Raw genomic sequence first — 19,500 nt, forward strand, 5'->3', positions numbered from 1 at the left:
GTGTCCTTTTTCTATAAATCCGTGTTATGAAATTGCCTTATTTTCTGCCTGCTCATATTCTACATTTGCCTTTTTATGTGCGGTAGAGAGCATGAGTTTGATTCTGTTAAGCTGGTTTACTTCGCTGGCACCGGGGTCATAGTCGATGGCAACGATGTTGCAATCAGGATACAGATGTCTCATCTGCTTGATTACACCTTTTCCTACTACGTGGTTAGGAAGGCAACCAAAGGGCTGTGTACATACGATATTTGAAGCACCTTCCTTAATGAGCTCGACCATCTCGCCTGTAAGGAACCAGCCTTCACCTGTCTGGTTACCGATGGAAACGATGGGCTTAGCATATTCAACGAGCTTATAGATGCTTGTAGGCGCATCGAAGTGAACACTGTTCTTAAATGCTTTTGCAGCACCGCCGCGAAGCTTCTCAAGAGCATAAATTCCTGCTCTGCAGAAAGCCTTTGTTTTCTTGCTTGTACCAAGATAGTCTGCTTTGTAAATCTGGTTGTAGAAGCAGTAGAGCATGAAGTCCAAAAGATCAGGAACAACTGCCTCAGCGCCTTCTGATTCAAGAAGCTCTACAAGGTGATTGTTAGCAGCGGGAGCAAACTTAACAAGGATCTCACCAACTATACCTACTCTTGGCTTAACTTCATCTGTGATCTCGATACGGTCAAAGTCTTCAACTATCTGGCGGCACATTTTCTGGAACTTTATGAAGCTCATGTGCTTAGCAGATACGAAGTCTATACATTCTTTCTTCCACTTTTCATGTACTGCTTCAACTGAGCCCTTAACCTTTTCATAGGGACGCATGCGATATACGCATCTCATGAAAATATCGCCAAATACTGCAGCGTAAGCAGCTCTTTCCAGCATCTCAAAGTTGATATGGAAGCCGGGATTACTCTCAAGTTTACTAAGGTTAAGAGATACAACAGGAATATGCTCAAGACCTGCTTTTTTAAGAGCACGTCTGATAAATCCAACATAGTTGGTAGCACGGCATCCGCCACCTGTCTGGCTCATGAGGACAGCTGTTTTGTTAAGGTCATATTTTCCTGAAAGCAGTTCATCCATGATCTGACCGACAACCCAAAGGGAAGGATAGCAGGCATCGTTATTTACATACTTAAGACCCATATCAATAGCATGCTTATTATCATTTTGCATAACTACCATGTGATAGCCGCAAGCGGAAAGAGCATGCTCAAGAATGTCAAAGTGAATAGGAGACATCTGGGGTACGAGGATTGTGTACTTGTCTCTCATATCCTCTGTAAAGAGAACTCTCTTATATGCAGTGCTCTCTATAGTACGTTCTCTAAAGCCCTGCTGTTTGCGTACTCTGATGGCAGCCAGAAGTGAACGAACACGAATTCTTGCACTTCCAAGGTTATTTACTTCATCAATCTTAAGGCAGGTGTAGATTTTATCTGAGCCTGTAAGGATATCATTAACCTGATCTGTTGTAACAGCATCAAGACCACAACCAAAGGAGTTGAGCTGAATAAGATCAAGGTCATCTCTTGTGCGAACATAGCTTGCCGCTGCATAGAGACGGGAGTGGTACATCCACTGATCTGATACGATAAGCGGTCTCTCAGGAGCTCCAAGGTGTGATATAGAGTCCTCTGTAAGAACAGCCACGCCATAAGAACAGATCATATCAGGAATACCATGGTTGATTTCGGGATCCACATGATAGGGACGACCTGCAACAACGATACCGTGTGCATTATTTTCTTTAATCCAGCGAAGAGTTTCCTCACCCTTTTTGCGGACGTCATCCCTTGCCTTTGCCATTTCATCCCATGCTTTTGTGGAAGCTGCGATAATCTCATTTGCTGAAATCTCAGAGAATTCCTTAACAAGTGCATCTGTAACAGTTTTAAGAGAAGCGAAGGACATGAAAGGATTTCTGAGCTCCATTTTGCCTTCTGTAATTGCTTCTACATTATTTTTGATGTTCTCAGAATAAGAAGTTACGATGGGGCAGTTGTAGTGGTTGGTTGCGCCATCAACTTCGTCGCGCTCATAAAACAGACCGGGATAGAAGATGAAATCTACGTTGTTTTTGATGAGCCATTCAATATGTCCATGTGAAAGCTTGGCAGGATAGCACTCAGATTCACTGGGGATAGATTCAATTCCAAGCTCGTAAATCTGGTGAGTTGATCTGGGCGATAAAACTACGCGATAACCAAGCTCTGTAAAAAAGGTAAACCAGAAGGGATAATTTTCATAGAAATTAAGTACTCTGGGGATACCTACTGTTCCGCGATAAGCCTGTGTTTCATCAAGAGGCTTATAGTCGAAGATTCTCTTATATTTATATTCGAAAAGATTGGGAACACCTGCGGCATTCTTGGTTTTTCCGATACCGCGCTCGCATCTGTTTCCTGAAATATGCTGACGACCACCTGTGAACTTGTTGATAGTAAGACGGCAGTGGTTAGTACAGCCCTGACATTTTGTCATGCTGGTAGTATACTCAAGCTTCTGAATCTGATCGATAGTAAGCATGGTTGTCTTTTCACCGTTCTTTTCGTGGAAACGGTCTCTTGCAATAAGAGCAGCACCGAAAGCACCCATGATTCCGGCAATATCGGGTCTTGTTACCTGAGCGCCCGATATCTTTTCAAAGGCCTTAAGAACGGCATCATTATAGAAGGTTCCGCCCTGAACAACGATATGTTCACCAAGATCTTTTGCATCAGAAACCTTGATAACCTTGAAGAGAGCATTTTTGATTACAGAATATGCAAGGCCTGCTGAAATATCAGCAACAGAAGCACCTTCCTTCTGGGCCTGCTTAACTCTTGAATTCATAAATACAGTACATCTTGTTCCGAGATCTACGGGAGATTCTGCAAAAAGTGCTACCTTAGCAAAATCCTGAACATTGTAATTAAGGGACTTTGCAAAGGTCTCAATAAAGCTTCCGCAGCCTGATGAGCATGCTTCGTTCAACTGAACGCTGTCAACGGTATTGTTTTTGATATGGATGCACTTCATGTCCTGTCCGCCGATATCAAGGATGCAGTCAACCTCGGGATCGAAGAATGCAGCTGCATTATAGTGAGCAATGGTCTCAACCTCGCCATCATCAAGCATAAGTGCAGACTTAAGAAGAGCTTCACCATAACCTGTGGAGCATGAACGGGCGATAGTAACACCCTCCGGCATAAGCTTATAAATCTCTTCAATAGAACTGATTGCAGTCTTTAAAGGACTTCCGTTGTTGCTTGAATAGAAGGAATAGAGAAGATCACCATCCTCAGATACAAGGGCACACTTTGTAGTGGTGGAACCTGCATCAATTCCAAGGAAAGCATTACCCTTATAGTTATCTAAAAGAGCAGTCTTAACTCTGTAGTTATTCTGTCTGTTAAGGAATTCCTTATATTCATCCTCTGATTCAAACAGAGGCTCAAGACGTGAAACCTCGGCAGCCATTACAATTTTATGTGAGAGCTTACCAATCATGTCTGTCATAGAATAGTAAGTATCCTCGCTGGCGTTCATAGCCGAACCGATTGCTGCAAAAAGATGAGAATTGTCTGTATCTATTACATGCTCATCATCCAGTGAAAGAGTGCGGATAAATGCAGCTTTAAGCTCTGAAAGGAAATGAAGAGGCCCCCCAAGGAAAGCGATATGACCCCTGATGGGTTTACCGCAGGCAAGACCGCTTATTGTCTGATTTACAACTGCCTGGAAAATAGATGCTGCCAGATCTTCCTTGGTAGCGCCTTCGTTGATAAGGGGCTGAATATCAGTCTTGGCAAATACACCGCAGCGGGCAGCAATAGTGTAGAGGTTTTGATATTTTTTTGCATACTCATTAAGACCGGGAGCATCAGTCTGAAGAAGAGATGCCATCTGGTCGATGAAAGAACCGGTACCGCCGGCGCAGATACCGTTCATACGCTGCTCAACGTTACCACCTTCAAAATATATGATTTTAGCATCCTCGCCGCCAAGCTCTATTGCGACATCAGTCTTGGGAGCCAGGGATTTAAGAGCTGTTGAAACAGCAATAACTTCCTGAACAAAGGGAATCTCAAGATGACCGGCAAGTGTAAGACCACCGGATCCTGTAATAACAGGATGGAGAGTGACGTTACCGCATTTCTTGGCACAATCCTGAAGGAGTCCTAAGAGAGTCTCCTGGATATTGGCATAATGACGTCTGTAATCTGAAAAGACGATATTCCTTTCAGCATCGAGAAGTGCTATTTTGACGGTTGTTGAACCGATGTCAATTCCTAAAGTGTAATCTCTTGAAATCATGAAAAAAACCTCTGAAAAATATATTCTATCTATCGTTACTTATTATATATAGCGTTTAATGCGCATTCCAATGAATTATACTATTGAAAGTCCCAAAAATCAATTGAGCATCTGTAGAAGAAGAGGTGCACTGGAAGACCTTAATTGTGCAAATCTCCCGTGCAAATGAATTCATGTTATGTTAAACTTTCATAGAATACAGAAACGAGGTGAATGTGAATGAGTAATTTCGAAAAGAAATTTGGAAAATATGCGATAAATAACCTGACAATAAAGCTTATTATTTGCTATATCATTGGCTATGTTCTTGCTTATGCACCAATTAAAGTGAATATACTAGGTTTTCTTACTCTGAATCCTGCTCTTGTTTTGAAGGGGCAGGTATGGAGACTGTTTACCTGGATATTTATTCCGCCAAATGATTCAAATCTTTTTTTTATTCTAATAATGCTTTATTTTTACTATTCCATAGGAACTACAATGGAGCGTGTCTGGGGAACCTACAGATATAATCTGTATATTTTCACAGGCTTTATACTGATGATCGTGGCTTCATTTTTGTCATATCTTGTTTTGTACATACAGCTTGGCGGACAGTCTGCTTATTTATCTGGTATGATGGCTTCTGTATCAGCAAACTTTAATACATATTATATTAATATGTCTATTTTGCTGGCTTTTGCAGCTACCTTCCCTGATAACGTAATCCTGTTTATGTTTATAATTCCGCTTAAGATGAAGTGGCTGGGTATTTTCTATGTGGGCTATCTTATTTTTGAAGTTGTGACATACATTTATAATGGTGTATTTTTCGCATGCTTCCCGATTTTGGCATCACTTTGCACCTTTGGAATATTCTGGCTTACCAGTGGAAGATTCATGCATCTTAGGCCCCGCGAAGTTAAGAGACGTAATGAATTTAAAAAATCAGTAAAAATGACGCCGCCCGGTGTGACCAAGCATAAATGTGCATTTTGCGGTAAAACAGAGGAAGATAATCCTGATCTTGAATTTAGATTCTGCTCTAAATGTAACGGAAATTATGAGTACTGCCAGGAGCATCTTTTTACCCATACACATGTAAAATAATGTGTACGAATTATTGTACACATAACGAGTAGAATAATAATTAATCGAATTCGAATTTATGTCAGAAAGTAGGAAATATGAATAATCTTGAAAACAAAGAACAACATTTTGCGCAGCTTTTAACAGATATTACCAAAAGTGCCAGGAAAAATGGCGGTGTTATCACTGAGGACGAGATCAAGGAGGCTTTTTCAGATTTAGAGCTCAGTGAAGAACAGTATGATCTTATTAAGGATTATCTTAAAAAGCACAATATAGGAATTGATGAAGCACTTGATTCATCTGAATATCTGACAGCAGAGGAATCAGGCTATCTTGAAAACTATCTTGAAGAGCTTTCCTTTATTGAAAAAGTTACTGACGGTGAGAAGGAGGCTCTTACAATCTCAGCAATGGCAGGAGATGTTGCTGCACAGAAGAAACTGATAGAATTCAGTCTTCCCATGGTGGTTGATATCGCAAAGCTCTATGCTGAACAGGGTGTGCTTTTAGAGGATCTTATAGGAGAGGGTAATATTGCGCTTACCAAGGCTGTCAGTGAGCTTTCCGGTATAGATGATCACAAGGAATGTGACGGATATCTTGCTCAGATGGTTATGGATGCCATGGAGAATGCCATTGAAGACGATGCGGCTGAAACCTCAAGAGGAATGAAGGCTGTTAAGCTTGTTCAGGAGGTGGCAGAAAAGGCAAAAGAGCTGGCGGAGGAACTTAGAAGAAGCTGCACTGTAGAAGAGCTTGCGGAAGAGACCGGTATGGAGATATCCAAGATTCTTGAAGCCATCAAGGCATGCGGCAATCAGATAGAGGATATTGACTATAAGCCTGAAAAAACTGAGTGAAAGCGAAAAGTATAAATGTACAATATTTCAAATGAGGATGACTTTAAATATGTAATGCAGGATGTTTCCAGATATTATTTTGGAGCCAGAATGAATTATAGGGAGATCATTGATAATGAAATGGCCCCTTTTAAGTTCAAGACAATTCTGGAGAGATATATTCTAAGAGACCTTGATAGGGAGACAACTCTGGAAAGCGGTCTGTATTACATGAATGAAGATAGTCCTGAATTCAGAGTCCTTAAACAGCTGAAGGCAAGAGTAAGGGTATCTCAGCTGAAAAACGGAAAGACCGACCGATATCAGGAAAAGCTGTATACGATAGGTGAGCTTTCTGATATCTCACCGGAGGAGAAAGAGAAAAAGGGGATAATTGTCAGAGAGCTTGTAATATCTAAGCTTGCACTATTTGCATTCTCTGTATAAGAAAAAGTTTTTAAAATGGGGATTGACACTTTAAATGTGATTGTGTAATATTCTTGAGTCTTTATTTTTGGCAAATCGCCATTTTTATCCCTTTTTATGTTGACAAAGGCGAACACTTGTTTTATTATTGTTTCAGAACGTTTGTTCTAAGAAGGAGAATGGTATGGAAAGAGAAGATAAACAGAAAGCATTAGAAGCAGCACTTGGTCAGATTGAGAAGCAGTTTGGTAAGGGAGCAGTTATGAAGCTTGGCGATTCATCAGCTCAGATGAATGTTGAGACTACTCCTACAGGCTCACTTAGTCTGGATATTGCACTTGGACTTGGCGGAATTCCCAAGGGACGTATTGTTGAGATTTACGGACCTGAGTCAAGTGGTAAGACAACAGTTACTCTTCATATGATTGCAGAGGTTCAGAAGCGCGGTGGTATCGCCGGTTTTATTGATGCTGAGCATGCTCTTGATCCTGTATATGCCAAGAACATTGGCGTAGATATAGATAACTTATATATTTCACAGCCCGATTCAGGTGAGCAGGCACTTGAGATCTGCGAAACCATGGTTAGATCAGGAGCTGTAGACATAGTAGTTGTTGACTCGGTTGCAGCACTTGTTCCTAAGGCTGAGATTGATGGTGACATGGGAGATTCACATGTGGGCCTTCAGGCAAGACTTATGTCACAGGCACTTCGTAAGCTTACAGCTGTAATCAGTAAGTCAAATTGTACTGTTATATTCATTAACCAGCTTCGTGAGAAGGTTGGTGTTATGTTTGGTAATCCTGAGACTACTACAGGCGGACGTGCCCTTAAGTTCTATTCCTCAGTTCGTATGGATGTAAGACGTATTGAGACACTTAAGCAGGGCGGCGAACCTATAGGTAACAGAACAAGAGTTAAAATTGTTAAGAATAAGATTGCTCCGCCATTCAAGGAGGCTGAATTCGATATTATGTACGGCAAGGGAATATCCTATACCGGTGATGTTCTTGATCTTGCTGCAAGTACAGATATCATCAATAAGAGTGGTGCATGGTATCAGTATAATGCTGATAAGATTGGTCAGGGCCGCGAGAATGCTAAGCTTTACCTCGAAGAGCATCCCGATGTACTTGCTGAGATTTCAGCTCAGGTAAGAGAGAAATTCGGACTTCAGGCTGATCCTGCTACAGCAGAAGAGCCTAAGGAAGCACCTGCAAAGAAATCATCAAAGTCATCTAAGGAATAATGAGGAATAATTAATGATTGTTTCCGGAATAGAACCATTTGACAATAAACGATCAAAGATTTTTATTGATGGAGAATTTGCATTTGTTCTCTATAAGGGTGAAATAAGGGACTATCATATTAGGGCAGGCGAAGAAATTTCTTCGCCTGTTTTAAATGAGATTACAAATGAGGTAATTCCCAAAAGAGCTAAAAAGAGAGCGATGAATTTACTTCAAAAAAGAGATTATACAGAATATAAGCTTACAGAGAAGCTGCGTGAGGGTTTATACAGCGATGAGATTATTGCTGACACCATCGAATTCTTAAAGTCATATCATTATCTTGATGATGAGAGATACGCTGATGATTACATAAGATATCATCTTAATGATAAGAGCAGAAGCAGAATAAGGCAGGATCTTATTCAGAAGGGGATAAGATCTGAGATTATCGATCGTATTTTGGAGGAAGCAGTATCTGACGAGAATGAGGATCCGGAGATAAGGCTTGCTACCGAACTTTTGGTGAAGAAACATTTTACCGGTGATGCCTCTTATGAAGATAAGCAGAAAATTATGGCTTTTCTTTACAGGAAGGGCTTTTCCGCTGATGCAATTCATAAGGCTATGTCCTCTGACAGATTTGCAACATAAGCATATATCTGCATTATCTGTTATAATGATTTATCAGATTTACTAAATGGAGGATTATTTTCGGATGGAAGATAGCAGAGTAATTCCTGACTATTTTAAAAATATTTTTGGGAAGATTGAGCTTAGATATAAATATACTTTTTTTACCGGACTGATAGTAGGTATTCTTGTTCATTTTCTGATGATATCCAATAAGATAACCAATCTTGATGATATTGTCTGTGTACCCGGAGTTGGTGGAGGACCTGCTCTTGGAAGATGGTTTCAGGAACCGGTTCATGATTTGTTCTCCCCCTGGGCTTCTCCTGCACTTAACGGAATAATGTCAATTATTATTCTGTCTATCGCTGCATGCATTATTGTATCAGCCCTTGATATAAAGAGCATTACCGGTGCGATACTTGTACCTGTGGTTATTATGACGTTACCAAGCACCGCAAGTAATATGTACTATATGTACCTTGCGCCTACATTTGCAATGGCAATTCTTGCAAGTACGCTTAATGTTTATCTGATAATACGATATAAATTCGGATGGATTCTGGGAGCTGTTTTGCAGTTCTTTAGTATGGCCTGCTATCAGGCTTATTTTGGACTTGCCACATCACTTCTTGTTCTTGCATTTATTATTAAGCTTATTGATGGGAATAAGGTGAATTCTGTAGTTCGATGTGGAATCAGGAGCCTTGTGGGATTAATAATAGCAATGGCAGGATATATTATCAGCCTTAAGTTTATTGATCTTAGCGATTACAAGGGACTTGACAATATAGGCAGTTCATCCCCGATAGACATTTTATATGCCGTGCTTCGTGCTTATCACAGAGTTCTTCAGTATTTTGTGACATCACCGGAGAGCTTCATGGCCTATGCACCGACATATATCAATATAGTTCTTGTTGTATTAGGTCTCATATCGCTAATTGCTTTAATAATAAAAAGAAAAGTCTTTACTGAGCTTTCAAGAGGCTTGATTTTGCTGGCTTTACTTGCGATTTTTCCTTTAGCTCTTGGACTTGTGTACGTGATGGCTCCTGAGCTGTCACATGCATCTACTGTAATGATATATTCTTATTCAGCCTTTTATTTCATGATTATTGCCTTTGCGGAAAGACTGATGCAATCACCTGACAGGAGCAAATTCTGTGCAGTTCTTGCTGCTGTTATGTGTATTGTGCTTTTGATGGAAGCATACGCCTGCGGAAGAGTGGTGAATAATGCTTACTACAGAAGTTATATTGCTCAAAGAAGAACAGAGCAGTATTACAACCGCATTATGACTAAGCTTGAGGGTGCTGAAGGATATAAATACGGTGATCCATTTGTTATACTGGGCGGATTTTATCCGAATCCTATTCCGATTGCCAGCCACAACATGAATGGAAAACAGTTATCTGATTTTGAAGGTGCGACCTATGAAGAATTGTTGTTCCTGCCAACTGAACGCGAACGTTTCGTGCAGATTTGGCTTGGCGTTGAAACAGGCACAATTTTATCGACAGATGAAAAAAATAAGCTGATGAATACGGACACCTTTAAAAATATGCCGGTTTTCCCAGCTGATGGATGTTGTGAAAAGATTAATGGAATCTGGGTGGTAAAGATTGAGGAAAATGATGGCTGAGTGCTATTAGATACCTTACATTCTCTTGACACACGGAGCTTTCAAGCGTAAACTTAATTTGTTGTTATATTGTATGAACTACGGACTTTTTTAGTTGTTTTATACAAAATATCGTACAATGAAAATTGAATAAGGAGGTGCTCCTGTATGCCTACAGTTATATTTGTAGCATTAGCAGCTCTTGCCGGAGTACTTGTTACTTTTGTTTTCATGACAATGCGTCAGAGAAGTATTGATGCACAGAATGAGAGCAAGATTGGCAGTGCGGAAGAACGGGCAAGAAAAATCATCGACGATGCTGTTCGAGCAGCAGATGAATCAAAGCGCGAAAAACTCCTGGAAGTAAAAGAGGAATCACTTAAGACAAGAAATGAACTTGAAAAAGAAGTGAGGGATAGGAGAGCAGAGGTTCAACGTTCAGAACGAAGAGTTCAGCAGAAAGAAGAGAACGTCGAGAAGAGATCGGAAGCAATTGAGAAGAAAGAGGCCAGTTTAAATGCCAGAGAAGAGGCATTGAACAAGAAAACGCAAGAGGTAGCGAAGCTTGATGAACAGAGACGACAGGAACTTGAGAAAATCTCAGGCTTAACCTCCGAGCAGGCAAAAGAGTATCTTTTAAAGATTGTTGAAGATGACGTAAAGCATGAATCCGCTGTAATGATCAAGAATATGGAAGCGGAAGCTAAGGAAGAAGCTGATAAGCGTGCTAAGGAAATCGTAGTTAATGCGATTCAGAGATGCGCTGCTGATCACGTTTCCGAAACAACTATTTCAGTTGTACAGTTACCTAACGATGAAATGAAGGGCCGCATCATTGGTAGAGAGGGAAGAAATATCAGAACTCTTGAGACAATGACAGGTGTTGATCTTATCATAGATGATACACCGGAAGCAGTAGTTATTTCAGGATTTGATCCCATCAGAAGAGAGGTTGCTCGAATCGCTCTTGAGAAACTGATAGTTGATGGACGTATCCATCCTGCCAGAATCGAAGAGATGGTTGAAAAGGCGCAGAAGGAAGTGGCTAACAAGATTAAGGAAGAGGGTGAGAATGCTGCACTTGAAGCAGGCGTTCATGGTCTCCATCCTGAAATCATTAAGTTACTTGGTCGTATGCGTTTCCGTACAAGTTACGGACAGAATGCTCTTAAGCATTCTGTTGAAGTTTCACAGCTTTGTGGACTTATGGCATCAGAGCTTGGACTCGATGTTCGTATCGCGAAGAGAGCAGGTCTTTTACATGATATTGGTAAATCTGTAGATCATGATATGGAAGGCTCACACATCTCACTTGGTGTAGATATCTGTAAGAAGTACAAAGAAACAGCAATCGTCATTAACGCAGTCGAGGCTCATCACGGTGACGTTGAACCTCAGTCTCTAATAGCTGTTATAGTGCAGGCAGCTGATACAATTTCAGCAGCAAGACCTGGCGCAAGAAGAGAAACTCTTGAGACCTATACCAGCAGACTTAAAGAGCTTGAAGAGATCACGAACAGCTTTAAGGGAGTTGATCACTCATTTGCTATTCAGGCCGGAAGAGAAGTCAGAGTAATGGTAGTTCCTGAACAGGTAAGCGATTCTGATATGGTATTGATGGCAAGAGATATTGCCAAGAAGATCGAGAACGAGATGGAATATCCCGGACAGATCAAAGTTAATATCATCAGGGAAAGCAGAGCAACTGATTACGCAAAGTAATTTGATTCAGAACAAAAATGAAACCGATGTGTTAGAAATAGCACATCGGTTTTTTACATATTAAAGCATAAAATCTCAAAAGAAGTTAAAAGATAATATGTATTCACCAAAATATAAGTGTAGCATTCACATGTTAAATGTTATACAATTTAATTTATGGATAGACTATGCTAACAAAATTGGAGGAAGAAATGCACGAATCAGGTGAAGATTATATTGAAACAATATACTTACTTAAAAAGAAAAATGGTTCAGTAAGATCTATAGATGTTGCAAATGAACTTAATTTCTCAAGACCCAGTGTATCGAGAGCTGTTGGAATCCTTAAGGAGGACGGTTTCATAACCGTTGAGGAAGGCGGAGAGCTTGAACTTACTGAGGCCGGACTAAAGAAGGCTAAGAGCGTTTATGAGAGACATACTAACCTCACTAAGTTTCTAATGCTTACAGCAGGTGTGAATGAAGAAATTGCGGAAAATGACGCCTGTAGGATAGAGCACATTATCAGTCCGGAGACCTTTAAGGGAATAAAGAAATTTGTCAAAGAACATAAGGATGAACTCGGTTAATAAAACGGTCTTATAAATACCCCCGATAATAGAACAGATTTTATAACAGACCTTTTAACATGATATTTTATGAGCTTTATTGGAAACGCGGATTCAATGTAAGAAAAATGATATTTTGCATGTCAAAAATCCTTCATGGAAAAGTCGAAAATTGACCATTGATTGTCAGAAATCGGCTCTTTTTAGAAGGATTTTTTTACGTTAAGGTATATTCGTTCGAAAATGAAAGTCGTTTTTGAACAAAAAGTTTTGGGTTTAAATGAGGGGATGAAGTATTGGGAGGTATTTTTAAGGAATTATGAAGAGAAGGTTACTTGCAGCTTCCCTCATTCTAATGGTTACATTTGGCACTATTGGATGCGGGGAGACAACGCAGAATGTTGAAGCCACAGAAGCTACGTCTGAAACTGTTAGCGAAGCTTTGGCAGAAACTGAAGGAACGGACGAGAGCACAGAAACAGAAGCCGAAGAAACGGTTGAAAGTACTGAAAAGGAAGAGGAGAACGAAAACATGGGTAATGCATTAAAGGGAACACAGAAGGTTGTAGTTATCGGACAGGATTATGGTCCGGCAGTTTCAAAGACAATAATTAAGCTTGATGAGAAAATAAGCAGTGAATCAGTTAGCGCTGACAGCTTCAAGGTAGTAGAAACAAAGGAGAGCTTTAACTGGGCGTCACTTGCTCCGGGATCAAAAGAGGATTCTTCAAAGCATATCGAAATGGAAACAGAAAGAGTAGTTACTGATGCATATACAAGTGATGAAAATGGCGAGAAGACAGATTCTTCTGAATATGTAACACTTGAGCTTATGTATAATCCGGAGGTTGGTTCACCTTTTTGCTATGATCTTTTCAAAGGAAATAATGCAATATGTAACCCTTATGACCTTGAAGTGTTACTTAAGGATGGTCAGACAATTAAGACTGATGCAGGTGAAGATGTAAGTGCAATTGATGTAGATAAGAAGGTTGACTTCGACAGTGCTATTTACCCTGATCTTGCAAACACAGATATTACAGGTAAGTTCACAGGAACAGATGGCAAGACTCTTTGCTATGCTTCCTATGAGCCTGAAGACGACGGCGCAAAGCATGCTCTTGTTATATGGCTTCACGGCGCAGGAGAAGGCGGCGCAGATCCGAGACTTAATACTCTTGGAAATAAAGTAACACCTCTATTTGGTGAGGAATTCCAGAAAGTTATGAGCGGTGCTTATGTTCTTGCTCCCCAGTGTCCTACATTTTGGATGCAGTATAAGGAAGAGGGCGACTGGATGGATAATCCGGGTACAGACTCAGTTTTCCTTCCTACACTTAAAGAGCTGATTGACGATTATGTAGCAAATCACGAGAATATTGATACAGACAGAATTATCATTGGCGGATGTTCTAACGGCGGTTACATGACAATGGATATGATCCTTAATTATCCTGATTTCTTTGCTGCAGCTTATCCTGTTTGTGAAGCATACAGCGACAGCGGAATCAAAGATGAACAGCTCCAGGCTATTAAGAATCTTCCTGTTTGGTTCATATATGCAGAAAACGACACAACAGTTGATCCAAAGAAGTTCGAGGAGCCTACGATTAAGAGACTTTCTGAAATAAGCGAAAACGTTCACACAAGTGTATTTAAGGATGTTCACGACACTTCAGGTAACTTCAAGGGTCAGGACGGTCAGCCTTATCAGTACATGGGCCACTGGTCATGGATTTACTTCTTCAACAACGAATGTGAGGAAAATGGTGTAAACATGTGGCAGTGGATGTCAGAACAGCATAGATAATAACAAATCGTAACGGCAGTCAATAGTTGACTGCCGTTTTTGTAATTCTTTATGTTATAATAATCGCTATGAGTTTAGATAAAATATTTCAAAACAGAATAAAAGCGATGCTCGGTGATGAGTATGATTCTTTTGAAAAGGCTTTGGAAAAGGAGCCGGTTAAAGCTGTAAGGATAAATGCGCTTAAGTGCATAAAATCTGAAAGCAAGGCGAATGCTGATGCGGCATACTCTGACAATGAGAGTAATGGCGGTAATCTGAAAAATTATGCATCAGATATCCTTGCTAAAACCGATGCGAAACTATCCAAAAATATTGCCTGGGAGCCAAATGGCTTTTCATATGAAGGCGGAACGCCCGGTAAGCATCCTTATCATGAAGCGGGAGTTTATTATATTCAGGAGCCAAGTGCAATGTCTCCTGTAGCATATTTAGATCCCAAGCCGGGAGAAAAGATTCTCGATTTGTGTGCTGCTCCCGGTGGCAAAAGTACCCAGATTGCTTCAAGGATGATGGGCAAGGGTATTCTTGTCACAAATGAGATAGACAAAAAGAGAGCACAGATTTTGTCTCTGAATGTAGAGAGATGCGGAATCAGAAATACGCTTGTAACCAACATGAGGCCTGATCAGTTATCGGAAGTCTTTGAAGGTTACTTTGATAAGATTCTGGTGGATGCACCATGCTCAGGAGAAGGTATGTTTCGTAAAAATGACGAGGCAGTATCTAACTGGAGTATTGAAAATGTTGAATTATGCGCCAATAGGCAGACGGATATCCTAAAGGAAGCTGTAAAGATGCTTGCTCCCGGAGGTAAGCTTGTTTATTCCACATGTACCTTTGCACCGGAAGAGGATGAGCTTCAGGCGGCGAGATTACTTAACATGGGTATGAAGCCGTTCAAAATTAATCTTTTTGAGGGGATGATTCCCGGAGATATAGAGAACATACAAAAGGTTTATAAAGCTACAGAAGCGGGCTCGATGAATGCAGAGCTAGATGAAATCGCAGAAAGCATCAGTATCTGTACTGCCAGGCTCTGGCCCCACAAGATTAAGGGTGAGGGACACTTCCTTGCGGTATTTACTAAAGATGGTGATATCTCTCTTAATGCCGGACTTTACGGAGTAAATGGTAAAGTAAAAGCTGTAAAACAGGGCGATGTAGATGCTTTTGCTGATTTTGCGGAAAACTTCCTTAAAAATGTTCAGATTGTTGATGAGGCAGATATGGCAGCCGAAGCATCAAATGCTTCAGAAGTAGCAGAAACTGCTGCCAAAAAACAAAAAGGCAAAGACCAGAAAAAAGCAAACAAAAAGAATAAAAAAGGTTCAAAAGGAGCACTAAAGCTTACGGGCTCTTTAAAGGGCACACTCTTTATGTTTGGCGAGCAGCTTTATCTTGCGCCTGAAGGAATGCCCGGAATAAACGGTCTTTCAGTTATGCGACCGGGACTTCATCTTGGAACCATGAAAAAGGACAGATTTGAGCCTTCGCATTCACTGGCACTTGCACTGTCTAAAGAGGATGTAGCTTACAGCTATAATTTGGACTCGGATTCACAGGACGCTATGAAATTTATCGGCGGAGAATCTTTAAGAGTTTCAGGCCTTGATAATGGCTGGTATCTTATAACCACTGATGGATACAGTCTTGGATGGGCGAAATATGCCGGAGGAACACTTAAGAATCATTATCCGAAAGGACTTAGAATTTATACATGAAGAAATTACTTAAATATTTAAAGGATTACAAATTAGAAACGATAATGGGGCCGCTTTTCAAGCTTCTTGAAGCTACCTTTGAACTTATTGTTCCGCTGGTGGTTGCGAAAATTATCGACGTTGGAATTGGCGGTGGTAACAAGGTTTATGCCTTAAGAATGTCACTGGTTCTCATTCTTTTAGGAGCAATAGGATATATCTGCTCGGTAACAGCCCAGTATTTTGCGGCTAAGGCCTCGGCTCTTTTTGCTGCAAGGATTAAGAGTGATCTTTTTAAGAATATTCAAAGCCTTTCCTATGATCAGATTGACAGACTTGGTACCACTTCACTTATTACAAGGATGACCAGTGATATGAACCAGGTGCAATCGGTGGTTAATTTATCGCTGCGACTTCTTCTCAGGTCACCCTTTGTGGTGTTTGGAGCCATGATAATGGCATTTACAATTGATTTTCATCAGGCACTGATTTTCCTTGTGACAATTGCGATTTTATCTGTTGTCGTCTTTGGAATAATGCTTTGGGGGATTCCGAGATATAAGCAGGTACAGGCAAAGCTTGATAAGGTTCTTGGTCTTACCAGAGAAAATCTTCAGGGCGTAAGAGTAGTCAGAGCCTTTTCCAGAGAAGATGAGGAAATCAGGAATTTTAAAGAGAAAAATGATGATCTTACAAAGCTCCAGGAGCATGTTGGAAGAGTATCGGCTCTTATGAATCCGGCAACCTATGCAATTCTCAATTTTGCGATAATCATTTTGCTTAAATCAGGAGCAGACAAGGTTTATACGGGGGCTCTTACAACAGGTGCCGTAGTTGCTCTTTATAACTATATGTCGCAGATACTTGTTGAACTTATAAAAATGGCTAACCTGATAATCAACATTACAAGAGCAATAGCCTGTGGTAACAGAATTCAGACGATGCTTGATGAAAAGAATTCCATGTCTGAAGGAACTATTGATGCACTTAAACAGGAAGCTTCTGATTCTGTAATATCTTTCGAAGATGTTTCATTAAGATACAGCGGTGATAAGGAGGATTCACTGGAGCATGTGAGCTTTTGCGCTAAAAAAGGTGAATCCATAGGTATTATTGGTGGTACAGGTTCAGGAAAAACTACTCTCATAAATCTGATCCCGAGATTTTATGATGCGACGGCTGGTGTTGTTAAATTCAAAGGAAGAGATGTTTGTGAATACACAACAAAGTCTCTTAGGGATGCAGTTGGAATTGTGCCTCAGAAGGCTGTTCTTTTCAAAGGAACCGTCAGAGATAATCTGAAATGGGGAAATGAGAACGCTACAGATGAGGAGATGTGGGAGGCTATTAAGGTTGCACAGGCAACTGATGTAGTAAAAGGTAAAAAGGGAGAGCTTGACGCGGATATAACTCAGGGAGGAAAGAATCTTTCCGGCGGCCAAAAGCAGCGACTTACGATAGCGAGAGCACTGGTTAAAAAGCCTGAGATTATCATTCTTGATGACAGTTCTTCAGCTCTTGATAACATGACTGATAAAAACTTGAGAAAAGCTATAAGCGAGCTGCCCTATAATCCTGTGACCTTTATTGTATCTCAGAGGGCATCTTCCATAAGATTCTGTGATAAGATCATAGTTCTTGATGACGGCCGGGTTTGCGGCATCGGAACACATGATGAGCTTATCGAAAACTGTGAAGCCTACAGAGAGATCTATGAGTCTCAGTATGGAAAGATAAGCTGATAAATAAAAGACGTTATATATTTTTTACCGGAGATAATTATGCGAGAACTTAAAAGAGTATTGCACTATGCAAGTGCATACAGAATTCTGATATTTGCTTCAATTGGGCTTGCTGTTGTATCGGCACTGCTTACCTTATATGCACCGATACTTGCAGGTAATGTAGTTGACTGCATTATAGGAAAAGGTGACGTTGATTTTGATAGGATAAAGCTGCTCCTTATAAGACTGGCAGTAGTGATTATAGTAACTGCTGTGTGTCAGTGGTTTATGTATGGAGTTAATAACAGAATTACCTTCAGAGTTGTCAGAGATGTCAGAAACGATGCTTTTGAAAAACTGCACATATTACCCTTTGAATATATAGATTCGCATCCCCGGGGCGAGATAGTAAGTAAGGTTATTTCTGATGTGGACCAGTTTGCCGATGGACTTCTGATGGGCTTTACACAGCTCTTTACAGGAGTTGTTACAATTCTTGGAACGCTGATATTCATGTTTTATCTAAGCATGCCAATTGCTGCAGTAGTATTTTTGCTTACACCTTTATCTCTGTTGGTTGCCAGATTTATCGCAAGCAGATCATATTCACTTTTTAGAGAGCAGTCCATTTCAAGAGCTGATCAGACTGCGCTTATTGACGAAATGATAGGTAATCTGAAGGTGGTTAAGGCTTTTGGCCATGAGGATGAAAATCAGGTAGTATTTGATGAGATTAACGACAGACTCGCTAATACAAGCCTTCGTGCTACATTTTTTTCATCACTGACAAATCCAAGCACCAGATTTATCAATAATATTGTTTATGCCTGCGTTGCTTTATCCGGTGCCTTTGCATGCCTTTCGGGTATTATGAGTGTCGGACAGCTTACAATTTTCCTAAGCTATGCTACTCAGTATACGAAGCCCTTCAACGAGATTTCAGGTGTAGTAACTGAGCTGCAGAATGCGCTGGCCTGCGCTAAGAGAGTATTTGAGCTTATTGATGAAGAACCTCAGCTTCCGGATGCTGATCCCTGCAATGAGCTTGGCGAGGTTACAGGAAATGTTGAATTAAAGGATGTCTCATTTTCATATGATAAGGACAGCGAGCTTATACAGGATCTTAATCTGTCTGTTGAAGATGGACAAAGAGTTGCAATTGTAGGGCCTACAGGAAGCGGTAAGACGACTATTATTAATCTCCTTATGCGTTTCTATGATGTCGATAAGGGCTCTATAAGTGTTGATGGAAATGATATCCGGAAAGTACGAAGACATGACCTTAGAAAAAATTATGGTATGGTTCTTCAGGAGACCTGGCTTAGAAGCGGCACAATAAAAGAGAATATAACAATGGGCAGAGAGGGCTTCACTGATGAGATGGTAATTGAAGCGGCAAAAAAGAGCCATGCTCACAGCTTTATAAAAAGGTTGCCTGATGGATACGATACAGTTATTGGCGAGGATGGAGGAAGCCTTTCTCAGGGACAAAAGCAGCTTCTTTGTATAACAAGGACCATGCTGGATGTACCTCCGATGCTGATTCTTGATGAGGCGACAAGCTCTATAGATACAAGAACGGAAATGAGGATTCAGAGAGCGTTCCAGAAGATGATGGCCGGAAGAACCAGCTTTATTGTTGCCCATAGATTATCTACCATAAAAGAGGCTGACAGAATTCTTGTTATGAATGAGGGTAGAATCATTGAACAGGGTAATCATGAATCGTTACTCTCAGCAAATGGCTTTTATGCGAAACTGTATCAGAGTCAGTTTGAAATGTGATATTTTTTGATGATTATTGCAGGAAACTGTGATATAATCTGAAATGTTGTTTTTACTTTTTGAGGGGATAAAGCATTTAATTGTAAAATT

At 40.5% G+C, this 19,500-nt stretch carries 13 protein-coding genes; 12 read left to right on the top strand and 1 reads right to left on the bottom strand.

The window, feature by feature from the left end; translation table 11 throughout:
* Nucleotides 1–24 precede the first annotated feature (24 nt).
* Entirely contained in the window at nucleotides 25–4,296 is a 4,272-nt protein-coding gene (locus tag G608_RS0101530; RefSeq protein WP_026494523.1) for a 2-hydroxyacyl-CoA dehydratase, read from the bottom strand.
* 219 nt (nucleotides 4,297–4,515) lie between these two features.
* Here G608_RS0101530 and G608_RS0101535 point away from each other — a divergent pair, with 219 nt between their 5' ends.
* From G608_RS0101535 to G608_RS0101590, 12 genes are all read left to right on the top strand, one after another.
* A complete protein-coding gene (locus G608_RS0101535) occupies nucleotides 4,516–5,385 on the top strand; it encodes a rhomboid family intramembrane serine protease (RefSeq protein WP_026494524.1) in 870 nt (289 codons plus the stop codon).
* A 77-nt stretch (nucleotides 5,386–5,462) separates the two neighbouring features.
* Nucleotides 5,463–6,227, top strand: a complete 765-nt coding sequence (locus G608_RS0101540; RefSeq protein ID WP_026494525.1) for a sigma-70 domain-containing protein — start codon at nucleotides 5,463–5,465, stop codon at nucleotides 6,225–6,227.
* A 15-nt stretch (nucleotides 6,228–6,242) separates the two neighbouring features.
* Complete coding sequence (locus G608_RS0101545) at nucleotides 6,243–6,653, top strand: hypothetical protein (RefSeq protein ID WP_026494526.1); 411 nt, start codon at nucleotides 6,243–6,245, stop codon at nucleotides 6,651–6,653.
* Nucleotides 6,654–6,816: 163 nt separating this feature from the next.
* Nucleotides 6,817–7,881: a recombinase RecA gene (recA, locus tag G608_RS0101550; RefSeq protein WP_026494527.1), complete on the top strand. Its 1,065-nt coding sequence runs from the start codon at nucleotides 6,817–6,819 to the stop codon at nucleotides 7,879–7,881.
* A 13-nt stretch (nucleotides 7,882–7,894) separates the two neighbouring features.
* Nucleotides 7,895–8,515 (top strand): regulatory protein RecX, encoded by a 621-nt coding sequence (locus G608_RS0101555; RefSeq protein WP_026494528.1) that lies wholly within the window; start codon nucleotides 7,895–7,897, stop codon nucleotides 8,513–8,515.
* A gap of 64 nt (nucleotides 8,516–8,579) precedes the next feature.
* Nucleotides 8,580–10,139 (top strand): glucosyltransferase domain-containing protein, encoded by a 1,560-nt coding sequence (locus G608_RS0101560; RefSeq protein ID WP_026494529.1) that lies wholly within the window; start codon nucleotides 8,580–8,582, stop codon nucleotides 10,137–10,139.
* Nucleotides 10,140–10,286: 147 nt separating this feature from the next.
* Nucleotides 10,287–11,840 (top strand): ribonuclease Y, encoded by a 1,554-nt coding sequence (gene rny, locus G608_RS0101565; protein ID WP_026494530.1) that lies wholly within the window; start codon nucleotides 10,287–10,289, stop codon nucleotides 11,838–11,840.
* Between the two features lie 191 nt (nucleotides 11,841–12,031).
* Complete coding sequence (locus G608_RS0101570) at nucleotides 12,032–12,409, top strand: metal-dependent transcriptional regulator (RefSeq protein ID WP_026494531.1); 378 nt, start codon at nucleotides 12,032–12,034, stop codon at nucleotides 12,407–12,409.
* A gap of 298 nt (nucleotides 12,410–12,707) precedes the next feature.
* Nucleotides 12,708–14,198 (top strand): prolyl oligopeptidase family serine peptidase, encoded by a 1,491-nt coding sequence (locus G608_RS0101575; protein ID WP_051208700.1) that lies wholly within the window; start codon nucleotides 12,708–12,710, stop codon nucleotides 14,196–14,198.
* 68 nt (nucleotides 14,199–14,266) lie between these two features.
* A complete protein-coding gene (locus tag G608_RS0101580; RefSeq protein WP_035794443.1) occupies nucleotides 14,267–15,922 on the top strand; it encodes an RsmF rRNA methyltransferase first C-terminal domain-containing protein in 1,656 nt (551 codons plus the stop codon).
* The gene (locus tag G608_RS0101585) at nucleotides 15,919–17,643 is read left to right on the top strand and encodes an ABC transporter ATP-binding protein (protein ID WP_026494534.1); all 1,725 of its coding nucleotides are present in this window, start codon (nucleotides 15,919–15,921) and stop codon (nucleotides 17,641–17,643) included. Before G608_RS0101580 ends, G608_RS0101585 begins: the two co-directional genes overlap by 4 nt.
* 39 nt (nucleotides 17,644–17,682) lie before the next feature.
* A complete protein-coding gene (locus tag G608_RS0101590; RefSeq protein WP_035794281.1) occupies nucleotides 17,683–19,410 on the top strand; it encodes an ABC transporter ATP-binding protein in 1,728 nt (575 codons plus the stop codon).
* Nucleotides 19,411–19,500 lie beyond the last annotated feature (90 nt).

This window comes from Butyrivibrio sp. WCD3002, assembly GCF_000424265.1.
Lineage (GTDB): Bacteria > Bacillota > Clostridia > Lachnospirales > Lachnospiraceae > Butyrivibrio.